Origin of the sequence: Rickettsiales endosymbiont of Stachyamoeba lipophora (assembly GCF_003932735.1) — a bacterium.
Classification (GTDB): Bacteria; Pseudomonadota; Alphaproteobacteria; order Rickettsiales; family 33-17; genus RICK01.
In genome coordinates this window covers 1,413,312-1,430,671 of sequence record NZ_CP033611.1, presented here as the reverse complement: position 1 = coordinate 1,430,671, position 17,360 = coordinate 1,413,312, and the positions used below count along the sequence as shown (strand labels likewise).

Annotated in this window: 17 protein-coding genes; 3 read left to right on the top strand and 14 right to left on the bottom strand. The window is 33.2% G+C overall.

All coding sequences use genetic code 11. The annotated features are described in order from the left end of the window. Positions 1 to 144: 144 nt before the first annotated feature. Positions 145 to 288 (top strand): hypothetical protein, encoded by a 144-nt coding sequence (locus EF513_RS07940; protein ID WP_164503855.1) that lies wholly within the window; start codon positions 145 to 147, stop codon positions 286 to 288. Between the two features lie 270 nt (positions 289 to 558). Next, complete coding sequence (locus EF513_RS06565; RefSeq protein WP_125216600.1) at positions 559 to 900, top strand: hypothetical protein; 342 nt, start codon at positions 559 to 561, stop codon at positions 898 to 900. 684 nt (positions 901 to 1,584) lie between these two features. On the opposite strand, the gene EF513_RS06560 is transcribed toward EF513_RS06565, so the two are convergent. The 14 genes from EF513_RS06560 to EF513_RS06495 form a co-directional block, all read right to left on the bottom strand. Then, positions 1,585 to 2,592: an NAD(P)H-dependent flavin oxidoreductase gene (locus tag EF513_RS06560; RefSeq protein ID WP_206425194.1), complete on the bottom strand. Its 1,008-nt coding sequence runs from the start codon at positions 2,590 to 2,592 to the stop codon at positions 1,585 to 1,587. Between the two features lie 9 nt (positions 2,593 to 2,601). After that, positions 2,602 to 3,660 (bottom strand): chorismate synthase, encoded by a 1,059-nt coding sequence (aroC, locus tag EF513_RS06555; RefSeq protein ID WP_125216599.1) that lies wholly within the window; start codon positions 3,658 to 3,660, stop codon positions 2,602 to 2,604. A gap of 307 nt (positions 3,661 to 3,967) precedes the next feature. Further along, complete coding sequence (gene fabI / locus EF513_RS06550; protein WP_241208580.1) at positions 3,968 to 4,825, bottom strand: enoyl-ACP reductase FabI; 858 nt, start codon at positions 4,823 to 4,825, stop codon at positions 3,968 to 3,970. A 56-nt stretch (positions 4,826 to 4,881) separates the two neighbouring features. Then, positions 4,882 to 5,352 (bottom strand): glycine zipper domain-containing protein, encoded by a 471-nt coding sequence (locus tag EF513_RS06545; RefSeq protein WP_125216598.1) that lies wholly within the window; start codon positions 5,350 to 5,352, stop codon positions 4,882 to 4,884. Positions 5,353 to 5,420: 68 nt separating this feature from the next. Continuing rightward, complete coding sequence (locus EF513_RS06540) at positions 5,421 to 6,569, bottom strand: methyltransferase domain-containing protein (protein WP_125216597.1); 1,149 nt, start codon at positions 6,567 to 6,569, stop codon at positions 5,421 to 5,423. Beyond that, on the bottom strand, positions 6,566 to 7,747 hold the full coding sequence (fliB, locus tag EF513_RS06535; RefSeq protein ID WP_125216596.1) for a flagellin lysine-N-methylase: 1,182 nt from the start codon (positions 7,745 to 7,747) through the stop codon (positions 6,566 to 6,568). The genes EF513_RS06540 and fliB overlap by 4 nt, the downstream gene beginning before the upstream one ends. Positions 7,748 to 7,762: 15 nt before the next feature. Further along, the gene (gene fliW / locus EF513_RS06530) at positions 7,763 to 8,278 is read right to left on the bottom strand and encodes a flagellar assembly protein FliW (RefSeq protein ID WP_125216595.1); all 516 of its coding nucleotides are present in this window, start codon (positions 8,276 to 8,278) and stop codon (positions 7,763 to 7,765) included. A 13-nt stretch (positions 8,279 to 8,291) separates the two neighbouring features. Then, positions 8,292 to 9,206 (bottom strand): flagellin N-terminal helical domain-containing protein, encoded by a 915-nt coding sequence (locus EF513_RS06525; RefSeq protein ID WP_125216594.1) that lies wholly within the window; start codon positions 9,204 to 9,206, stop codon positions 8,292 to 8,294. 20 nt (positions 9,207 to 9,226) lie between these two features. Next, the gene (locus tag EF513_RS06520) at positions 9,227 to 12,025 is read right to left on the bottom strand and encodes a FlgK family flagellar hook-associated protein (RefSeq protein WP_125216593.1); all 2,799 of its coding nucleotides are present in this window, start codon (positions 12,023 to 12,025) and stop codon (positions 9,227 to 9,229) included. A 24-nt stretch (positions 12,026 to 12,049) separates the two neighbouring features. Next, on the bottom strand, positions 12,050 to 12,535 hold the full coding sequence (locus tag EF513_RS06515) for a hypothetical protein (protein ID WP_125216592.1): 486 nt from the start codon (positions 12,533 to 12,535) through the stop codon (positions 12,050 to 12,052). Then, entirely contained in the window at positions 12,532 to 12,876 is a 345-nt protein-coding gene (locus EF513_RS06510; RefSeq protein ID WP_125216591.1) for a hypothetical protein, read from the bottom strand. Before EF513_RS06510 ends, EF513_RS06515 begins: the two co-directional genes overlap by 4 nt. A gap of 4 nt (positions 12,877 to 12,880) precedes the next feature. Further along, positions 12,881 to 14,011 carry a flagellar basal body P-ring protein FlgI gene (locus tag EF513_RS06505; RefSeq protein WP_125216590.1) on the bottom strand — a complete coding sequence of 377 codons (1,131 nt, stop codon included), beginning with the start codon at positions 14,009 to 14,011 and terminating at the stop codon, positions 12,881 to 12,883. Between the two features lie 56 nt (positions 14,012 to 14,067). Further along, positions 14,068 to 14,724, bottom strand: a complete 657-nt coding sequence (locus tag EF513_RS06500; protein WP_125216589.1) for a P-loop NTPase family protein — start codon at positions 14,722 to 14,724, stop codon at positions 14,068 to 14,070. Beyond that, positions 14,724 to 15,773 (bottom strand): AI-2E family transporter, encoded by a 1,050-nt coding sequence (locus EF513_RS06495; protein WP_125216588.1) that lies wholly within the window; start codon positions 15,771 to 15,773, stop codon positions 14,724 to 14,726. Before EF513_RS06495 ends, EF513_RS06500 begins: the two co-directional genes overlap by 1 nt. 249 nt (positions 15,774 to 16,022) lie before the next feature. Between EF513_RS06495 and EF513_RS06490 the strand changes: the two genes are divergently transcribed. Then, positions 16,023 to 17,357, top strand: a complete 1,335-nt coding sequence (locus tag EF513_RS06490; RefSeq protein WP_164503854.1) for a S41 family peptidase — start codon at positions 16,023 to 16,025, stop codon at positions 17,355 to 17,357. Positions 17,358 to 17,360: the final 3 nt, after the last annotated feature.

Below are 17,360 nucleotides of genomic sequence, written 5' to 3'. Positions count from 1 at the left end.
AAAGATTTTGCTGCTATTATAACAGGAAAAACATTTAAACATTTATTAGGTATAGTTATTGTAGTAAACGCTGGCCTATTCGCACTTTATCTGTTAGCTGACCAAGCTTGCAGGCTATTTACCAAACAAAACCTTAGAGATCTAATGAGCCACAACAATAGCACATCTGATAGGCAAGATAATCAATCAAGAACTCATGGACAGAATCCTGGAACACTTCGTGAACAAAAGCTTGAAATAGCTCGCGTGAACAAAATCTCGAAAGAACTGAATGGGAGGAACATATAAATTCAGCACTACAGATGGCATTTAGTAGACAATCCATAAACAATCTTTACTTAGCATAATCATTTAAAAACCTCTTTTATATAAATTCTGTTTGTACCAACCAAACTTCACACCGACTGAGCATATTACCTGCTAAAGTATTTTACTTTATAATCATCTATGCCATGTGCTTGGTAGGAATGTATGTTGCTCAGTTTTGATCTTTTTTTCTTGCTTTTAAAAAAATATTAATTTTATATGTATTATATTAACTTTCTATACAGGTAATTTATGTTTAAAGCTACTTTACAAGAAACAGGCAAGTTTTTATTTTCACAAACTAAAGATTTTGCTGCTATAACAGGAAAAACATTTAAATATTCATTAGGCATTGCTATTGGATTAGGTGCTACCCTGTATGTACTTTATTTTTTAGCAGATCAAATTTGTAAATTCTATACAAAGCAAAGCCTCTGTGATTATCTACCTGAAGATGACCACAAAAACGATGTACGCACATCTCCATTACATAACGGCCAGTCTCCTAATACTTCTCTAGCAGCTACTCAAAACACACATAGCTACCATAGTACAAACCCAGAAACACCAAGAGCTACTGCTATGCGTAGATAATACATCTTTACTTAGCATAATCATTTAAAACCTTTTTTATATTCTTAAGAGAGGTTTTATTGCTTTATATAAATTCTTTATATCAAATAAGCTTTTACCAATAACCTGATTGAATAAAAGGTTATAAGGTGAGTGTGCTTCAATATAATCTAAAATGTTTTTAGCTAGCTCCAAAGGTGAGTTCTTGCTTATTGCTACATTATAATAATGGTGTATGTATATGCACCTTATCAATCTGGTCTCTTGAGGCCTAACGTTCGGCCCTCCTGTTAAAACCTTTCTTTCTTCCATTACTTTAAATTACGTTTAACTCCTATAAACTAAATAGCAGCACTAACACGAGTATCAAAGTAACATTTTAGGCTACATCTTCTAGTAATACTTTATCAGCTATGATATGAAATTTTGCTTCAGCAGTCTACTTAGGCTATTTTTTTCTCCGAAAGGTTCTTTCTGCATTTCTATAGCTGGCGTACGTGGATTATATCCATGAATATGCTAGATCATTGCTTTGCTTCTCGCCTATTTCCAAAATATTGATCTGGTATCATTCATAGAGCTATCAGTGCTTAAACGCAATTATGATTGATTGGAAATTATTGTATAACTTTAACAGTTAAAAATGTGCTAGATGAAAAAATGAGCATTTAAAAAAATGATCATTCTTATTTTCTCAGGATAAATTCAGGCTGCAAAGTTTTGTTTATTTAAAAATTCTTGTGCTTGGGTAATTAGCTCATGAATAATTTCCTCAGTGGGTTGCTCTTTATTCACCATTCCCACAGATTGTCCTGCCATCAAAGAGCCATTTTCAATATCCCCATCAATTACTGCACGCCTTAAAGCCCCAGCCCAGAAATGTTCGATTTTAAGCTGGGCTTCTTCTTTGTTAAGCTCACCATTTCTATATTTTTCTAAGGTTTGTTTTTGGCATTCAATAAACTCATTAGAGGCTTTATTTTCAATTGCTCTAACTGGTATTACCGGAAAATCTTTATCTATTTGTATAGAAGTGACTGCGTCCCTTGCCTGTGATTTAATAAATATTTGTTTAAAATTAGGATGCGCTATTGATTCATGAGCGCAAACAAACCTCGTTCCAAGCTGGCACCCTGCCGCTCCCTGCAAAAGATAGCTTGCCATAATATCACCACGACCTATACCACCTGCTACAAACACAGGAATTTCTTGAATATGAGGGATAATTTCTTGTACTAGCACTGAAGTTGCTACCGGCCCTATATGCCCTCCTGCTTCCATTCCTTCAATAACTAAAGCATCCGCCCCGCTTCTCATTAGCTTTTTTGCAATTACTAAAGCAGGTGCAAAACAGATTACACGGATACCATCTTCTTTAAGCTTAGCAATAGTAATACCTTTTGGCATACCGCCAGCTAAAACTACATATTTTATATTCATTTCAATGCATACATCTACTAACCGATCTAAATCAGGATGCATAGTAATTAGGTTAACTCCAAAGCTCTTAGCAGTTTTGGCTTGAGTTTTGCTAATTTCTTGCCTTAAAAGATCAGGAGTCATGGAACCACAAGCAATTACTCCAAATCCGCCTGCATTAGAAATAGCCGCAACCAAATTAGATTCAGAAACCCATGACATAGCTCCACCAAGAATAGCGTATTTAGTACCCAAAAAGTCGGTACCACGTTTCATTAATTGCTGTAACTTCATATATTGTTCTCATCTATATCTAGTTAAAATTTGATCCCAAAGATAATAATCTGTTAAGATAATTGCAAGCATTGATTCTGCAACAATCCATCCTCTTAATGCAACACAAGGATCGTGTCTACCTTTTATGTTAATTCTTACCTGATCTTGGTTATAGTTTATACTTTCTTGGGTAACTTTAATAGAACTAGTAGGTTTGAAATATACTCTGACTATTATATCTTGCCCGGTAGATATTCCCCCTACTATTCCTCCGCTATTATTAGATAGAAATAAATCATCTCCATTACTCATTTGATCATTGTTAAGTGAACCGTAACTTTGGGCACAGCTTATACCCGCGCCAATTTCAACTGCTTTTACGGCTGGTATGCTCATCATACCTTTAGCAATTTCTGCATCTAATTTATCAAAAATAGGTGAGCCTAAACCTACTGGTATTCCACTAGCCCTTATTTCAACCACTCCTCCAACCGAATCTCCGCTTATTCTTAACTCTTCAATAAAATTCTGCCATTTTAATGCTGCCTGTACATCTTTAGTTCTAAATACTTGATCAATCTCACCTTCACTGACCAAGCTAGCTTCCATACCACCAATTTCGGTAATTTGCGTAGAAAATGAGATAAAAGGTATAATTTTTCGAGCAACTGCTCCACAAGCAACCCTCATGGCTGTTTCCCGTGCACTTGCTCTGCCACCACCACGGTAATCTACATGGCCATATTTTTTATGATAAACATAGTCTGCATGTCCCGGTCTATATACATCTTTTAATTCTCTATAATCTTTGGACTGCTGGTCTTGATTATAGATAATAAGGCTTAAAGGCGTACCTAAAGTTTTACTTTCAAAAACTCCAGATAAAATTTCTACTTTATCTGTCTCTTGCCGCTTAGTAACATAGCTGCTCCCCCCTGGCCTTCTCATATCCATAAAGGGCTGAATATCTTTTAAAACATCAAGTTCAATATTAGGCGGCAAACCATCCATCACTGCTCCAATGGCAGCCCCATGGCTTTCCCCCCAGGTAGTAATTTTTAAAATATGGCCAAAAGTATTAGACATAACATACCCTTAAAAAAATATATAAAACTCCAATTATATATTTAAAAATTAAAATACATTTTTTCAATAATCTCATGTGATTATTTTTAGATCAGCCAATCATTAAAATATAAACTACAAACATATGAGAATATTCTTATTTATAATATCATGGTTATATACTTTTCGTTACAACCCTTAAATAATTATAAACGCTTTGTTATATTTATTACATTTAATAAAAAAGGATCTTATTAATTACTATAAGATCCTTTTTTATCTAAAAAGTCTGCCTAAAATATTGTTATTAAATTAAATATAAGCTGTGCTAACTACCATTTCCATTAACCACACTAATATCAGGAGCATCAACAGCTTTCATTCCTACTACATGATAACCTGAATCAACATGTAAAATTTCACCTGTAGTACCTGAACCTAGGTCGCTCAGTAAATACAAAGCTGAACCGCCAACTTCTTCAATGGTAGTATTACGCTTAAGCGGAGAATTATATTCATTCCATTGTAGAATATATCTAAAATCGCCAATCCCTGATGCAGCCAGAGTTCTAATAGGTCCAGCTGAAATACCATTTATACGAATATTTTTACCACCCATATCAACTGCTAAATATTGGATACTTGATTCTAAGGCAGCTTTAGCTACACCCATCACGTTATAATGAGGCATTACTTTCTCTGCACCATAATAAGTAAGACTCACAATACTACCACCGCCAGCATTTATCATAAGCTTTTCAGCACGCTTTGCCACTGCAGTTAATGAATAACATGAAATGTTCATGGTCATTAAAAAGTTATCTAAGCTAGTATCAATATATCTTCCTTTAAGTTCATTTTTATCTGAAAAACCGATAGCATGAACTAAGAAATCTAACTTGCCCCATTCTTTTTCAAGGCGCTCAAAAACGCTATCAATGGAATTCAAATCAGCAACATTACATTCCATGATTAAATTTGAACCCACAGATTCTGCTAAAGGTTGGACTCTTTTTAGCAAGGCTTCTCCCTGATAAGTAAAAGCCAGCTCAGCTCCTTGAAAATGTAAAGCTTCTGAAATACCCCAAGCAATTGATTTATCATTAGCTACACCCATAATAAGCCCACGCTTACCTTGCATTAAATTACCCTTGAGAGGTAACTTTCCTTCCATTGTATTTTCCATTTTATTATTTCACTTTTTTGATTAAAAATTTTTTTATTTATAGAGGATTAAATTGTTTAATCAACAATTTCCCACATACCATTATTTTTGCGGCAAGCAATACCACGAGCTTGCTTTTTCTCATCACCAACTTCAACGGTTTGAGTATACTCTCTACAAAAATTATCATTATTTTTAAAAGTCTTAACTGGCATGGTTTTAGCAACAATACGCTTCTCTGCTTTATTCCACTCAGAAGTTTGGCCTATCGGCATAGTTTCAAGAGTTTGCTGAGTATGTATATTGTACTCATCCTGAGTCAACGGATCAAGATGACCAGCAACCCATTTACCAAGCACTGCACCAGCCACAACTCCTACAACAGCACCTTTACCATCTTTAACATTTGCGCCAATAGCACCTCCGGTCAATGCTCCAAGAGTTGCTCCAAGAGTTGCTTTAGTAAAATATTTATTATGCTCAGCACAACCTGAAGTTAAACTTACTACAATTAGCCCAATTAAAATAGATTTTACTAAAGTTAACATATACAACCCTTGTTAAGTTCTTGATTTAATTATAAATATCAATGCTCACTTGGCAACCAAAAAACTTCTTACTCATTTTTGGCAATGACAATAAGCCCATGCACTGGAATATTATGATTATGCCTAACAATCACTTTTTCTATATCCAGAAGCTGTAAGCCTGCTTCTTTAATAATACGTTTAAGATAATTTTCACTATGTTTAAATCGCATATTTTCAGTGATAATCTTATATTCTTCTTGATTATCAGCCTCCATACACTCAACGCTAAACACTAATAAGCCATTAGATTTTAGATGTTGTTTGCACAATTTAATAATATTGTTAATATTGCCTATATAAACAAAAACATCTGATGCTAAAATTAAATGGTAATTTCTATTTTCTTGATTTAAGTATTTTTCAATATCATCTGTATAAAGCTTATTATAAAGATTTTTGCTGCGAGCTATATTAATCATATTAAGCGATAAATCTACTCCAGTTATCTTAACCTCTTGAGTAAAATTATTTTTTTCTAGCTCCTGAGCCATAAGCCCGGTGCCACATCCCAAGTCTAATACTTTTAAATCTAAATTAGGTTGAACTAAATGAATAAATTTTTTTAATACATTACACATCAAAGTAGGAGTTTGATACTGCAATACTTGTACCAAGTGAGTATCAAAATCATTAGCATAATTATCAAATAAATTTGCTACAATATTATCTGGAATAATCTCTGCCTTACCATTTTCAAATGCTTCAATTAATATTTTAGCTTCTTCATCTCCAGGATTGGCTATAAGGATTTTTGTATAATATTCTTTCGCTTTATCATAATCTTTTAACTTATAATAAATTATTGCTACGTTTTTCAGCAACGTATAATCATTTGAATTAACTTTAAGCCCTTTTAGCCCCCACTCTAACGCTATATCAAGTGAGTTCATTTCCATATTGAGTACGCATAGTTGATAATAGTAAAAAGGATGCTCATTATAGCTTAGCGCTTTTTCAAGCAAAAATTTTGCTACCGCAATTTGATTATCTTTCTTTTTAATTAAAGCTAAAGCCCCTAATAATCTATCTTCTCGAGGATCCATTTCCAAATATTTCATAATCAAAACTTCAGCATCAGGATAATCACCTTTTTGATAAAGCACTTGGATTTTATTAAGAGCAGCCGTTATAATTGGGCTATAATGTTTTTCAAATTTGCGCTTTAAAGTACTCATATTTTTTTTAACATTCCTATAAATTTATGGTGATTATTCCAACCATAATCCTCGATAATATTTTTAAAAAACTTTAAATCCGCCATGTGATCAAAGATTCTTGAAAACATATAAATTATTTCAATAGTGGTTTGCTTCAGTTTTTCTTCATCTTCAATATTGTTTAAATTGGCATAAAGCATAATTTTAAGGATTAAATATTTTACTATCAAATGTACCGTTTTATCATAAAGGTTATCCCCTACACCTGAGAAAGGATAAAAATTATTGATAAGCTGTAATCTAACCCATTTTTTTAGGATCAAATTAATGAAATTTAAAGATTGTTTACTTAGCTCTTGAGATAGGTCTATCTCTTCACTATAAAGGCAATCGATATTAGTACTATGCCAGTTAATTATAAACTTTCCTAATTGCTCAACATTTGAAAAATAACGATAAATTTCCTTATCAGGAGTTTTTTGAGTAGACTTAATTAGCATTACCGCGCACTGAATTAATCTAGCCGGATCATATTTATCATAATTATCCTCATTTACATGCTGTGAGCCAATCTGATTAATAGCTAACATCGTATCATACCACTCTTTTTTAGGAATATGGGCAATCTCATTTGCTATATGAAGACATTTTAACAGCGCATTTGTAGTGTTTTCCTTGGCTAGCAAATTAAGAAAAAATTTGTGAATTTTAATACAATATTGGTAATTATTTACCCCATCAAAATAATTTTTTAAAGCCATAGGAACTCGTTCATATTTTTTGAACTTTATTTCCAGTGGATTATCTCCGAAAAACGCCAAGCGAGTAATTTCAGGACACGATAAAGAGGCTGATACCAGGTAGCTATCTTCAATTTTATAAATCAAACGTGGATAAAAATAACAAACATCTCCTAATGCTTCACTACCATATTCTTTATGCACTCCGCATAAACCATTTTGAAATTTTATACATGCATCACTATTGGAGTCACGTTTTAAGATAAAATTACCATTACTAATAGTAACTATAGACTTTAAATTAGAATAAACAGTATCATATAACACTTTAGTGTTAATATCGAGCTGCATATCCCATTTTTTACAGCAGGTATTAGGGCACTTATCAGACAAGCATTTAAATTGACTAACAAAATTATATTCACTAACTGTAAAATCTTTGAGATGTTTAGACATCTTTTTATCTTTAAATTATTTGATTTCAGTAAAGCCTAATTCTATTTGATGTTTAATTTGATATTTCTTATTTAATAATACATGCTGATATCCTTTATAATGTTCTATATCGATGAGAATAGGTGCCCGCATATTAATAAATACCTGAGCTGTAGAATTTTCATTAGCTCTGTTGATACTTACCATACTAATTAACACAATGTTTTTAATGTTAATATTATACTTTTTTCCAGCTTCATTTAAATCATTCAAATCATATAACCGATCAAAATTATTATAATCTGCCAGCGGCAATATTAAAAAACTCAAATCATAATTTTGAATGGATTGAAGGATTTTAAATTGAGAAAAAGCCGTATTAGGATACTCAGCTAAACAAAATTGCGTAAAATTTTCAAAACCTAATATACCTTCAGGAAAATTAATTTGCTTATCTAAATTAATTTTTAATTTTCCAAACCTAGTATCCACTTCAACAACTTGCTCATTATTAGTTAGCATATTAGTTAGATTTTCTTGCAAAGCCTTCATATAAGTTCTCCTTTTATAAGTAATTTGTTAAAGATAATTTAGATAATTTTCCGTATGCTTGATATGTTCCCATTAAGATTTCCATATCACGATTTAATTTTACTGAAGCTTCTTCAACTTTAGTTGCTAAGCTTTCGGTAAATAACTCATAATAATAATCACGTGAAATTTTCATGTTATCTGAAATTTGGGTAACTTGTTGGCGGCTATATCTAACTGTTGATCTGAGATCTATTAAATCATTTATTGCAGTAGAAGTTAAATCGTAAGCCTCTTTAATCCTTTCATCTTTGTCCCCTGCTTCTATTGCTTTGTGGAGAGCACCAATAGTATTTTGAAAGGCCTTATTATCAGCAGTGACTCCAAATACCAATCTAAAGTTATCTGCTATTTTTCCGGTTTCTATTACTGCATCTCCACGATAATAATTAGGACTCACTCTATTATTAATAACATTACTATGATCAATAATACCATTTACCGGTTTTATATTAACTCGACTTCCACTAAACACATACTTACCTTGGAACTTAACATTTAGATTTTCCTCCGTTACTGCAAGTACTGATTTAGCAAGAGACTTTAAATCTACAAACTTACCACTTGAGCTTCTTTTTTGTACTACAAAACCACGAAACTCTGTCAATTGTTTAATCAAATTATCTAATGATAAATCCATTGTATCTAATTTGGCTTTGATCACTTCATTATTTTGTAAATAGCCCTCTAATATGGTTATTCTGCTTTCGTTATCAATTACTCCCTCGGTTATTCCTAAATCACTTAATTTCTCAAATGTCTGGGCTGCTTTACCGCTTGATATCTGCCTTTTGGTCTCCTCTAGCTCATTGCGAGCTCGGTTAATATCATTCATGGTATTAGTATAAGAAGTTAAGTTTGCAAATGATTGTGTAGCTTGCACTGCCATAATTTTACTCCTTAAATCTTTTAAGACCTAATTGCATGCATAAAAGATTCGAATAATTTATTGGTAGTAGTTAAAATCGTAGCAGATGCTACATAAGCATTTTGATAAATGACTGTACTTGCAAGCTCCTTATCTAGATCTACTCCACTACCTTCTCTAAATTTCTCATAAAAGGCATTATATAAATTTTGCTGAGTTGCTAAATTTTGACTAATTTGGCTAGCTTTGTTAGAATTGGTTGAGATAATAACTGCTCCATAGCCTCCTATAGTGGTAGTAATTGCACTTAAAATCCCAGTACGTCCGAAGCTAAAACTCTGTCCCACTAGTGAAGACATCTCAATTACAGCTTGGGTTGCCCCCATACCAATTTCATAACTATTAGGTTGAACCTCTACTGCTTCAAATTTATTCGTACCACCAAATAAAGAGCCTGTATCAGCAGCTAAAGCAGCACCATTATTTAATGTAGCGGTAGCAGCAACCAAATTAAAACTTACAGGAAAACCGTTACCGGAACTACCTTTAGTGTTATAAAAAATAGTTAAGGTATTTAGGCCATTATTTTGATAATTTGCCTGATCGACCGTGCCTGCAGTAGTAGTATTAGTAGCGCTCAGCTTAGTTTCTATATTATTTAAAGTTTGAGCAAGTGAAGCTCCTATAGTAATTTCATTATCTAAAACTGCTGCTGCTACAAAATTAAAGGTTACCCCATTAATGGTAATAGTAGAACCTATATCGGGATTAGCAGCAAAAGCGATATCTGCCCTAGCATTGCTAGTGCCTACCAACTTATTTTCAATATAACTTGGTGAGCGTTCTAATTTACCAATTGAAAAGAGACCACTATTTTGCAAGACATCATCTCGCACCTTTAAATTTAGGGCAGAATTTCGAACCTCTTTATTCTCAACAAAAAAGTTGTTTAATTGAAATAAATGAGAAAAACCTCTATATGTAGGTTTAATTACTAGTCCATTATTATAGGTATAGCCAAAATCTTCACTATCTAAATCATCTATAATAATACCAATATCTTCAATTAATCCTTTTAGTTTCAAAAATCCAGGCTCTCCTGAAGCTGCTGTCACCCCTTCGTTAGTAACTATTTCTGCTTTAATATATTTTTGTACATTTCCTGCAGCAGTAAAAGAAGCACTTCCTGCAATAATAGAGTTTGCGATATAACGATCATTGATAATATTGGGGCCACTCGCAGGAGTATCATCTATAATAAATTCTAGTACTGAACTATTGATAATTCCATCTTCATCTACCACCTTAACAGTAGCCTGGATAGAATAAGGTCCACCACCTCCACCTGCAAAATCCACCTGCAACTGTGAGCTTCTAATTCTATCACCAGGATATGTTGATTGCGTAAGGGGCAACGAGGTGGTTAACGCGCCAGCAACAAGTGTGCTACCTGAGTCATAAACTTGTATATTTTCTACTGAAAAAACAGAGTTTTTATCTGAATTATTAACTAATTCAAAATCAAAATTAAACACCCCATTAGCAACCATATTAGTTGTACGCGAGGCAATTCTCACGTCTTCTAAATTACCAATAGTAGTTTTTTGTAATAAAGGATCATAATAAAAATATTGATTAATTTCATCTATAACCGTCTGAACCTCAAGCGAGCCACGTCCAATGCCACTATCTAGATTTCCTAAATTTAACAAAAGTGGGTTTATTGCCTTACCATCTTCTCTTATTAAAGGTTGGCCATCATTGTCAATAACAGCTATTCTAACACTGCCGGCTAATTGCTGATAAGCAGTTGAAGTAATTTCATAAGTACCTAATAATTCACTTGGTGAAGGAACTGATCCAGCTGTATTGTGAATTGCATTAATTTTATCCCTAAGCATTACAGTAAGCTGATCGAGTTGTAGTAATATTTCAGACAACTCAACATCCCTTACTTGCATTAAAGCACCAAGCTTACCGCTAGTTAGTTTGGAAGAGATCTCTCCTTCTCTCCCCCCACGAACTAAAATTTGATTTGCCGTATCATAAACAGATCCGCCATTTAGAGGATAGGTAGAAACATTGTTTAGCGGCAAATTATGTACAAACACATCCGGCCCACTGGCTTCGTCATAATGTAATTGAAAAGGATAGGCATCAAACAAAGCTAATCCTCCAACAGTATTTACAGATATAACTTGATCCTTAGCTGAAGTAAAAACAGGCATTATTTCAGCTATTTCAGTTAGTATTGCATCTCTGGCATCTTCTACAGAGGTGGTATCTACTCCGGTGGCTATTGCAATACTATAGCTACGTTGAACATCTTCAAGCTCTACTAATTTAAGATTGGTATAGTTTATAAGTTGAGAAAACTCTATATCAGCATCATATCTAAGATCATACATTTCACGTGCCATTTCGGAAATGCGCCTTGTTAACGAATCAGCTCGTTGTACCGCTTGTAATTTTAAATCAGGATTATTAGCTAAAAAATTAAGAGAATTAAAAAATTGATCTATTTCATAGTTAAGAGTTCCAGCTTCACCTGGACGCCCAAACAATACCTGTACCCTATCCATGTATCTATTAAGGATTCCATCGTAGGCTAATTCAGTACGCTGGTTTCTAACTTCAACTTGTAAAAATTCATCCATTCTTCTGCTAATTTTAGATACAGCAACGCCAACCCCTTTACCGCCTATAACTTCATTTTCAAAATTAATTACTTTCGAATTATAATTTTCGTTATTTGCATTGGAAATATTTTGAGAAATTACATCAAAGGCCGCCTTATTGGCATTCATTCCTCTTATTGCAGTAAATTGAGCTAAATCCATAATTTTTTCTCCCTTGATTCTCTTTTATGCTGTTGTGTTAAGTACAGTTGGCACACCATCTTGCTCATCATCATTTTTCTTGGTGAATAACAAATTACTCATTAAACCTTGCTGATTATAGGCCTTAACATTTTGAGAATGCTTGATATCCTCATGAAACCAGCCGATAACCCCTTTATTTACCGCTATAGCTTTTTCTAACGCAGTAGTATTTTCTTTTACTTTTTGTTGAAACACTTCATATATTTCTTCAAAACGCTGTAAATCTTCCTTGCTAAGAGTTTGAAAAAATTTAGGATTATAATTAGAAATATAATTTTGAAAGACGTTTAACCACTGCATTAAAGGATTTTTCTTCTCTTGCAGCTTACCTACCTCTTCTATTTCCATGTTTTTTAGATGTGTTTGTTCTTGATCAAGCAATTCAATCATTTTCTCAAGCAAATGAATAACACGATTGATATCTGTAAGGTTTTCAATACCCTGCTGATTAGGATTAAGCTTTGTCATACTTTACTCTTATTTAATTTTGCGATCTCATTATAAATTTGCAATGTAAGCGCGCTATTTTCTGGCGCTGTGATACGATCACTAACTTCATCCAAATATAAATCATGGAATAATTTTTCTACCTGTCCGCCTCCAAACAAATTATCTTGCATGGGTGGCAAAGCAATTTCCAAAAACTGTTTCATCATCATTTGCGCGAAACCTTGCGCTGAATTCATCATTTCTTTGTCTTGGCCCGCTTTATTCATCATCAGGGTATTGTTTAATTTATCATCTATTAAAAGCTGCTTATTATGCTTAACCATTTGATTATAATAATTTACATTTACATCCATAGCCATACTGTTACCTCAATACTATATCTGATTGTAATGCCCCTGAAGATTTAATAGTTTGTAAGATACTAATAAGATCTCTCGGACCTATCCCTAAAGCATTTAACCCATCTACTAGCTCGCCCAAGGTAGTACCTTGTGGCATAACTATCATTTGGTTACCTTTTTCTTCATCCACCTCAATGCTACTAGCCTTTTGAGTTGCAGTTTCACCTGCACCTAAAATGTTTGGCTGGATTACATCAGCTTGTTCTTTAATAATAACCGTAAGATTACCTTGTGCTATAGCAATTGGGCTGATTCTTACATTTTCCCCCATCACTATAGTGCCTGATGCTTCATCGATAACGATTTTAGCAGGCTGATCAGGATAAATGGCTAGCTGTTCAATACTCGCTAGAAAGCGTACAATATCTCTCTTTTCTCCCACAGGGATAAATAGTTTAACAGTACCTGGATCAGTTGCTTTCGCTAATTCTTCGTGCTTAGAGATATTGATAATATCAGCAATTTGTAAAGCAGTACTAATATCTGGATTATGTAAGGATAAATTGATATGATCCATTCTTGCTAGATCAAACGGTATTTCACGTTCAATAATTGCTCCATTAGTAATTGAAGCGTTAGTAGTTACATTTTTACTTATTTGTGTGCCGTTATTGCCTTTCGCCTGGAAACCAGAAACCATCACCTGACCTTGCGCTACTGCATATACTTGCCCGTCTGCTCCTAAAAGCGTAGTGGCAAGTAAAGTTCCATCTTGTAAACTTTTGGCATCACCAAGAGTACTGACGGTTATATCAATTCTACTGCCTTGCCTAGCAAATGCTGGTAATTTAGCAGTAACTACCACCGCAGCAACGTTTCTAGTTTTTAAATTACCACCGCGAGTATTTATCCCTAATTTTTCTAGAAAATCAGTTAGTCCTTTTTGGGTAAATATAGAGTTTTTTAAATCATCTCCCGTACCATTGAGACCTACTACCAAACCATAGCCAATGAGCAAGTTCTCCCTTATACCTTCAAAGCTAACTATGTCTTTTATACGCACACTATTTTGGTATGAAATAGCATTGCCAACATTTGTGGTTAGCAATATATATAAAATGCAAGTGACCAAGTAACGTAATAAGCCTTTCATAAAAACCAAAATTAACTTGTTAGTTTTTATTAAAGCAAGTTTTGTGCCAACTAAACTTAAGGGATAAACTTTTTTACAAGAGAAAGAGATATTTTCTTTTTATGTAGTGAAGAGTGCTTATCTAGCTTATCTATCAGATTGCTAATGTTCTGATAGTTAAGTTCTAAATTCTCTATAATGTAATCCACTACCTTGACATCAATTGATAATTGTTGCTGAGAGAAAGTTTTAATTACTAATTGCCGCGCCATCATCTCATCAAGCTTTTCAATAGGTATTACCGGATAAGATTTTAACCGTGAAATTAGATCGGGAAGCACAAAAATGCTATTGAAATCTATTGAATCAGTAGTAATAAGCAGAGTTTTATTTTGACATACATTTAATAAATGAAATAAATGTTGTTGATTAAATTTAGACTGAATCAGATTATCAAGCGCAAAGCAATTGTAAGAATCAATATAGCTTTCACTGTTTAATAAAAATTCTTTCAGGCTATCAATCATCAGACCTGAATTGCATTTAAGCCAATATTTCAATAAAGTTGTTTTTCCGGCAGATTTCTCGCCATATAAGATTGCAACCCTGATATAATTTAAATTACGCGGCCAAGCCTCAAGAAACTTTAAAGCCGCACGATTACAATCAGAGCGTAAAATTAAATTGCTTTCTTCGGTGAAATTCGAAAACGGTAAAATTATCTGCTCAGTCATTAATTTTGATCTAAATATAATGATGACTGATGATACAGAGCAAGGTTATATTTAATTACTACACCAATTACTGCAGCAACAGGGATGGCAAGCACTATACCTACAAAACCAAACAGATGCGCACCGACCATCATAGCAAATAACATCCAAATTGGATTAAGTCCTACTTTCTTGCCAAGAATTTTAGGCGCCAAAAAGTTACTTTCTATTAATTGTCCAACTGCATAAATTGAAAAAATGCTTATAATAGTCATTAAAGTTGGTTCTTTGAAGTAACCGACTAACACAGCGAACATACCTGCTAAAAAAGCACCAAAATATGGAATAATTGTAGCAAAACCGGATAACAAACCTATTATAAATCCATTCTCTAAACCATATAAGCTTAAAACAACTCCATAAAATATACCTTGTATAAAAGATACTAGCAATTGACCTTTAACATAATTTGCCAATACATAATCAACTTGTTTAAGTAACTCACGGAAATAAGCTTGATATTTTATTGGAATTAATTTGAACATTCCGGCAGATAATTTATACCAATCAATTAGCAAATAAAATAATATAATTGGTACTAATATAAGGGTTGAAAATAGATTAAAAATTGCTACTCCAGAACGTAAAACATTACTAGCATAAGAAGTAAGCGTAATTAATATCATTTCAAATTGAGATATTATATTTTCTTTTAATTTACCTGCCAGGCTTGGATCAAGGTTCTCTACCCAAGTAGTAATAAAGGGAAGAGTTTTTTCTTTAAAGAACAGCAGATATTCTGGAACTCTAGCAAGTAACATAGCAAATTGTTGAAAAATATAAGGGATTATTGTTACAAATAAAACCACTATGAAGCTAATCATTAAAAGCACTAGCATAAGGCTTATATATTCTCTTTTTAGCTTAGTTATATACTTCATATTAAGCAATGGGCTAAGGATATAAGCTAAAATTATTGCTGCTACAAAAGGGGTGAGGATATCATTAACCAGGATAATAAAGCTAACTAAACTGGCAAAAATTAAAAAGGTAACTATAAATCTGGTCATTTTAAAAAATATTGCTAAATAATAATATTATATTTATGTTATATAATGTTAAATTAATTTAAACACTTTTTTCAACAAAATAGATTTATGTATAATAAACCTAGTATTAACGTAATTATTTCGGTCACACTGCGCTTCAAAAGTTATAAAAACAAGGTTGTTGTTATTAAGCAATTAACTAAAAAACAACCTTTTTAATAAAAAACCCGAATTTTATTAAAAAACCACAAATTGAAAATGAAGATACAAATGTTAAATATAACAAAAAATATGATAAATAAAGTTAGTTTAAGCTTATTATTGCTTACCACTTTAACAACTAATATAAATACAGCCAACAGCGCTATTTTCAAGAGCAACCCTTCAGAACTCACCGTTACTAAAGAAACTAGTGAAATGCTTTCTGTTTTTAGCGAAGCCTATGCTAAAATTAAAAAAAACTATGTCACAAAAGTAACAGATAAAGAGCTAGTAGAAGCAGCTATTGAGGGTATGCTTTCTTCATTGGATCCGCATTCCTCTTACCTAAATGAGAAGGATCTTACTGAGCTTACTCAAAGCACTAAAGGTGAATTTGGTGGTTTAGGAATTGAAGTCACCATGGAATCAGGTGTAATTAAGGTGATTGCTGCTCTTGAAGGCAATCCAGCAGAAAAAGCAGGCATTAAGCCTGGTGATCTTATAGTTGCCATAGAAGGAAACCCTATTTTTGGCATGTCGATGACTGAAGCAGTTAGCAAAATGCGTGGAGAACCTAAAACTACGGTCAAAATTTCAGTTAATCGCGAAAACGAAGCTGAACTGTTAGAATTTGCTATTACTCGTGAAATTATTAAAGTTAGTCCTGTTAGATCAGAAAATTTTGATAATATTGCCTATCTAAGAATTTCCACCTTTGGAGAAAAAACCACCGAGCAATTACACAAAGAACTACAAAAAATTAAATTTAGCACCAAGGGAAAAGACCTCTCAGGTATAATTCTAGATTTACGTAATAATCCAGGAGGCTTACTTGATCAAGCTGTAGCTGTAACTGAAAGCTTTATTGGCAAAGGAGAAGTACTTCATACCAAAGGCCGAAATACTGATGAGATTCAACACTACATAGCTAAAAAACACGATATTACCGAAGGATTGCCGATAGTAGTATTAATCAATAACGGATCAGCTTCAGCTTCAGAAATTGTGGCAGGCGCCTTACAGGATCATAACAGAGCTATTGTAATGGGAACCAAGTCATTTGGCAAAGGCTCGGTGCAAACCATTATGCCTCTTCAAAATGGCGCTATGAAAATTACGACTTCTAGATATTACACCCCTAAAGGACGCTCAATTCAAGCAGAAGGAATTACTCCTGATATTGTAGTTGAACAAGCTAAGATCGAAAAATTCGCCAAACCAAAAATTCATTTAAATGAAGCAGTACTAAAAAAGCATTTAAAAGGAGTGGATGAAAAAAATACTAAATATCAAGAATTATTACAAACTTCTGTCAATAATAAGTATGAACAAGATTTCCAGCTAGCGAGGGCTATCGATGTAATTAAATCATGGTCTATATTTAATCAACTGAGTAAGAAGTAATAA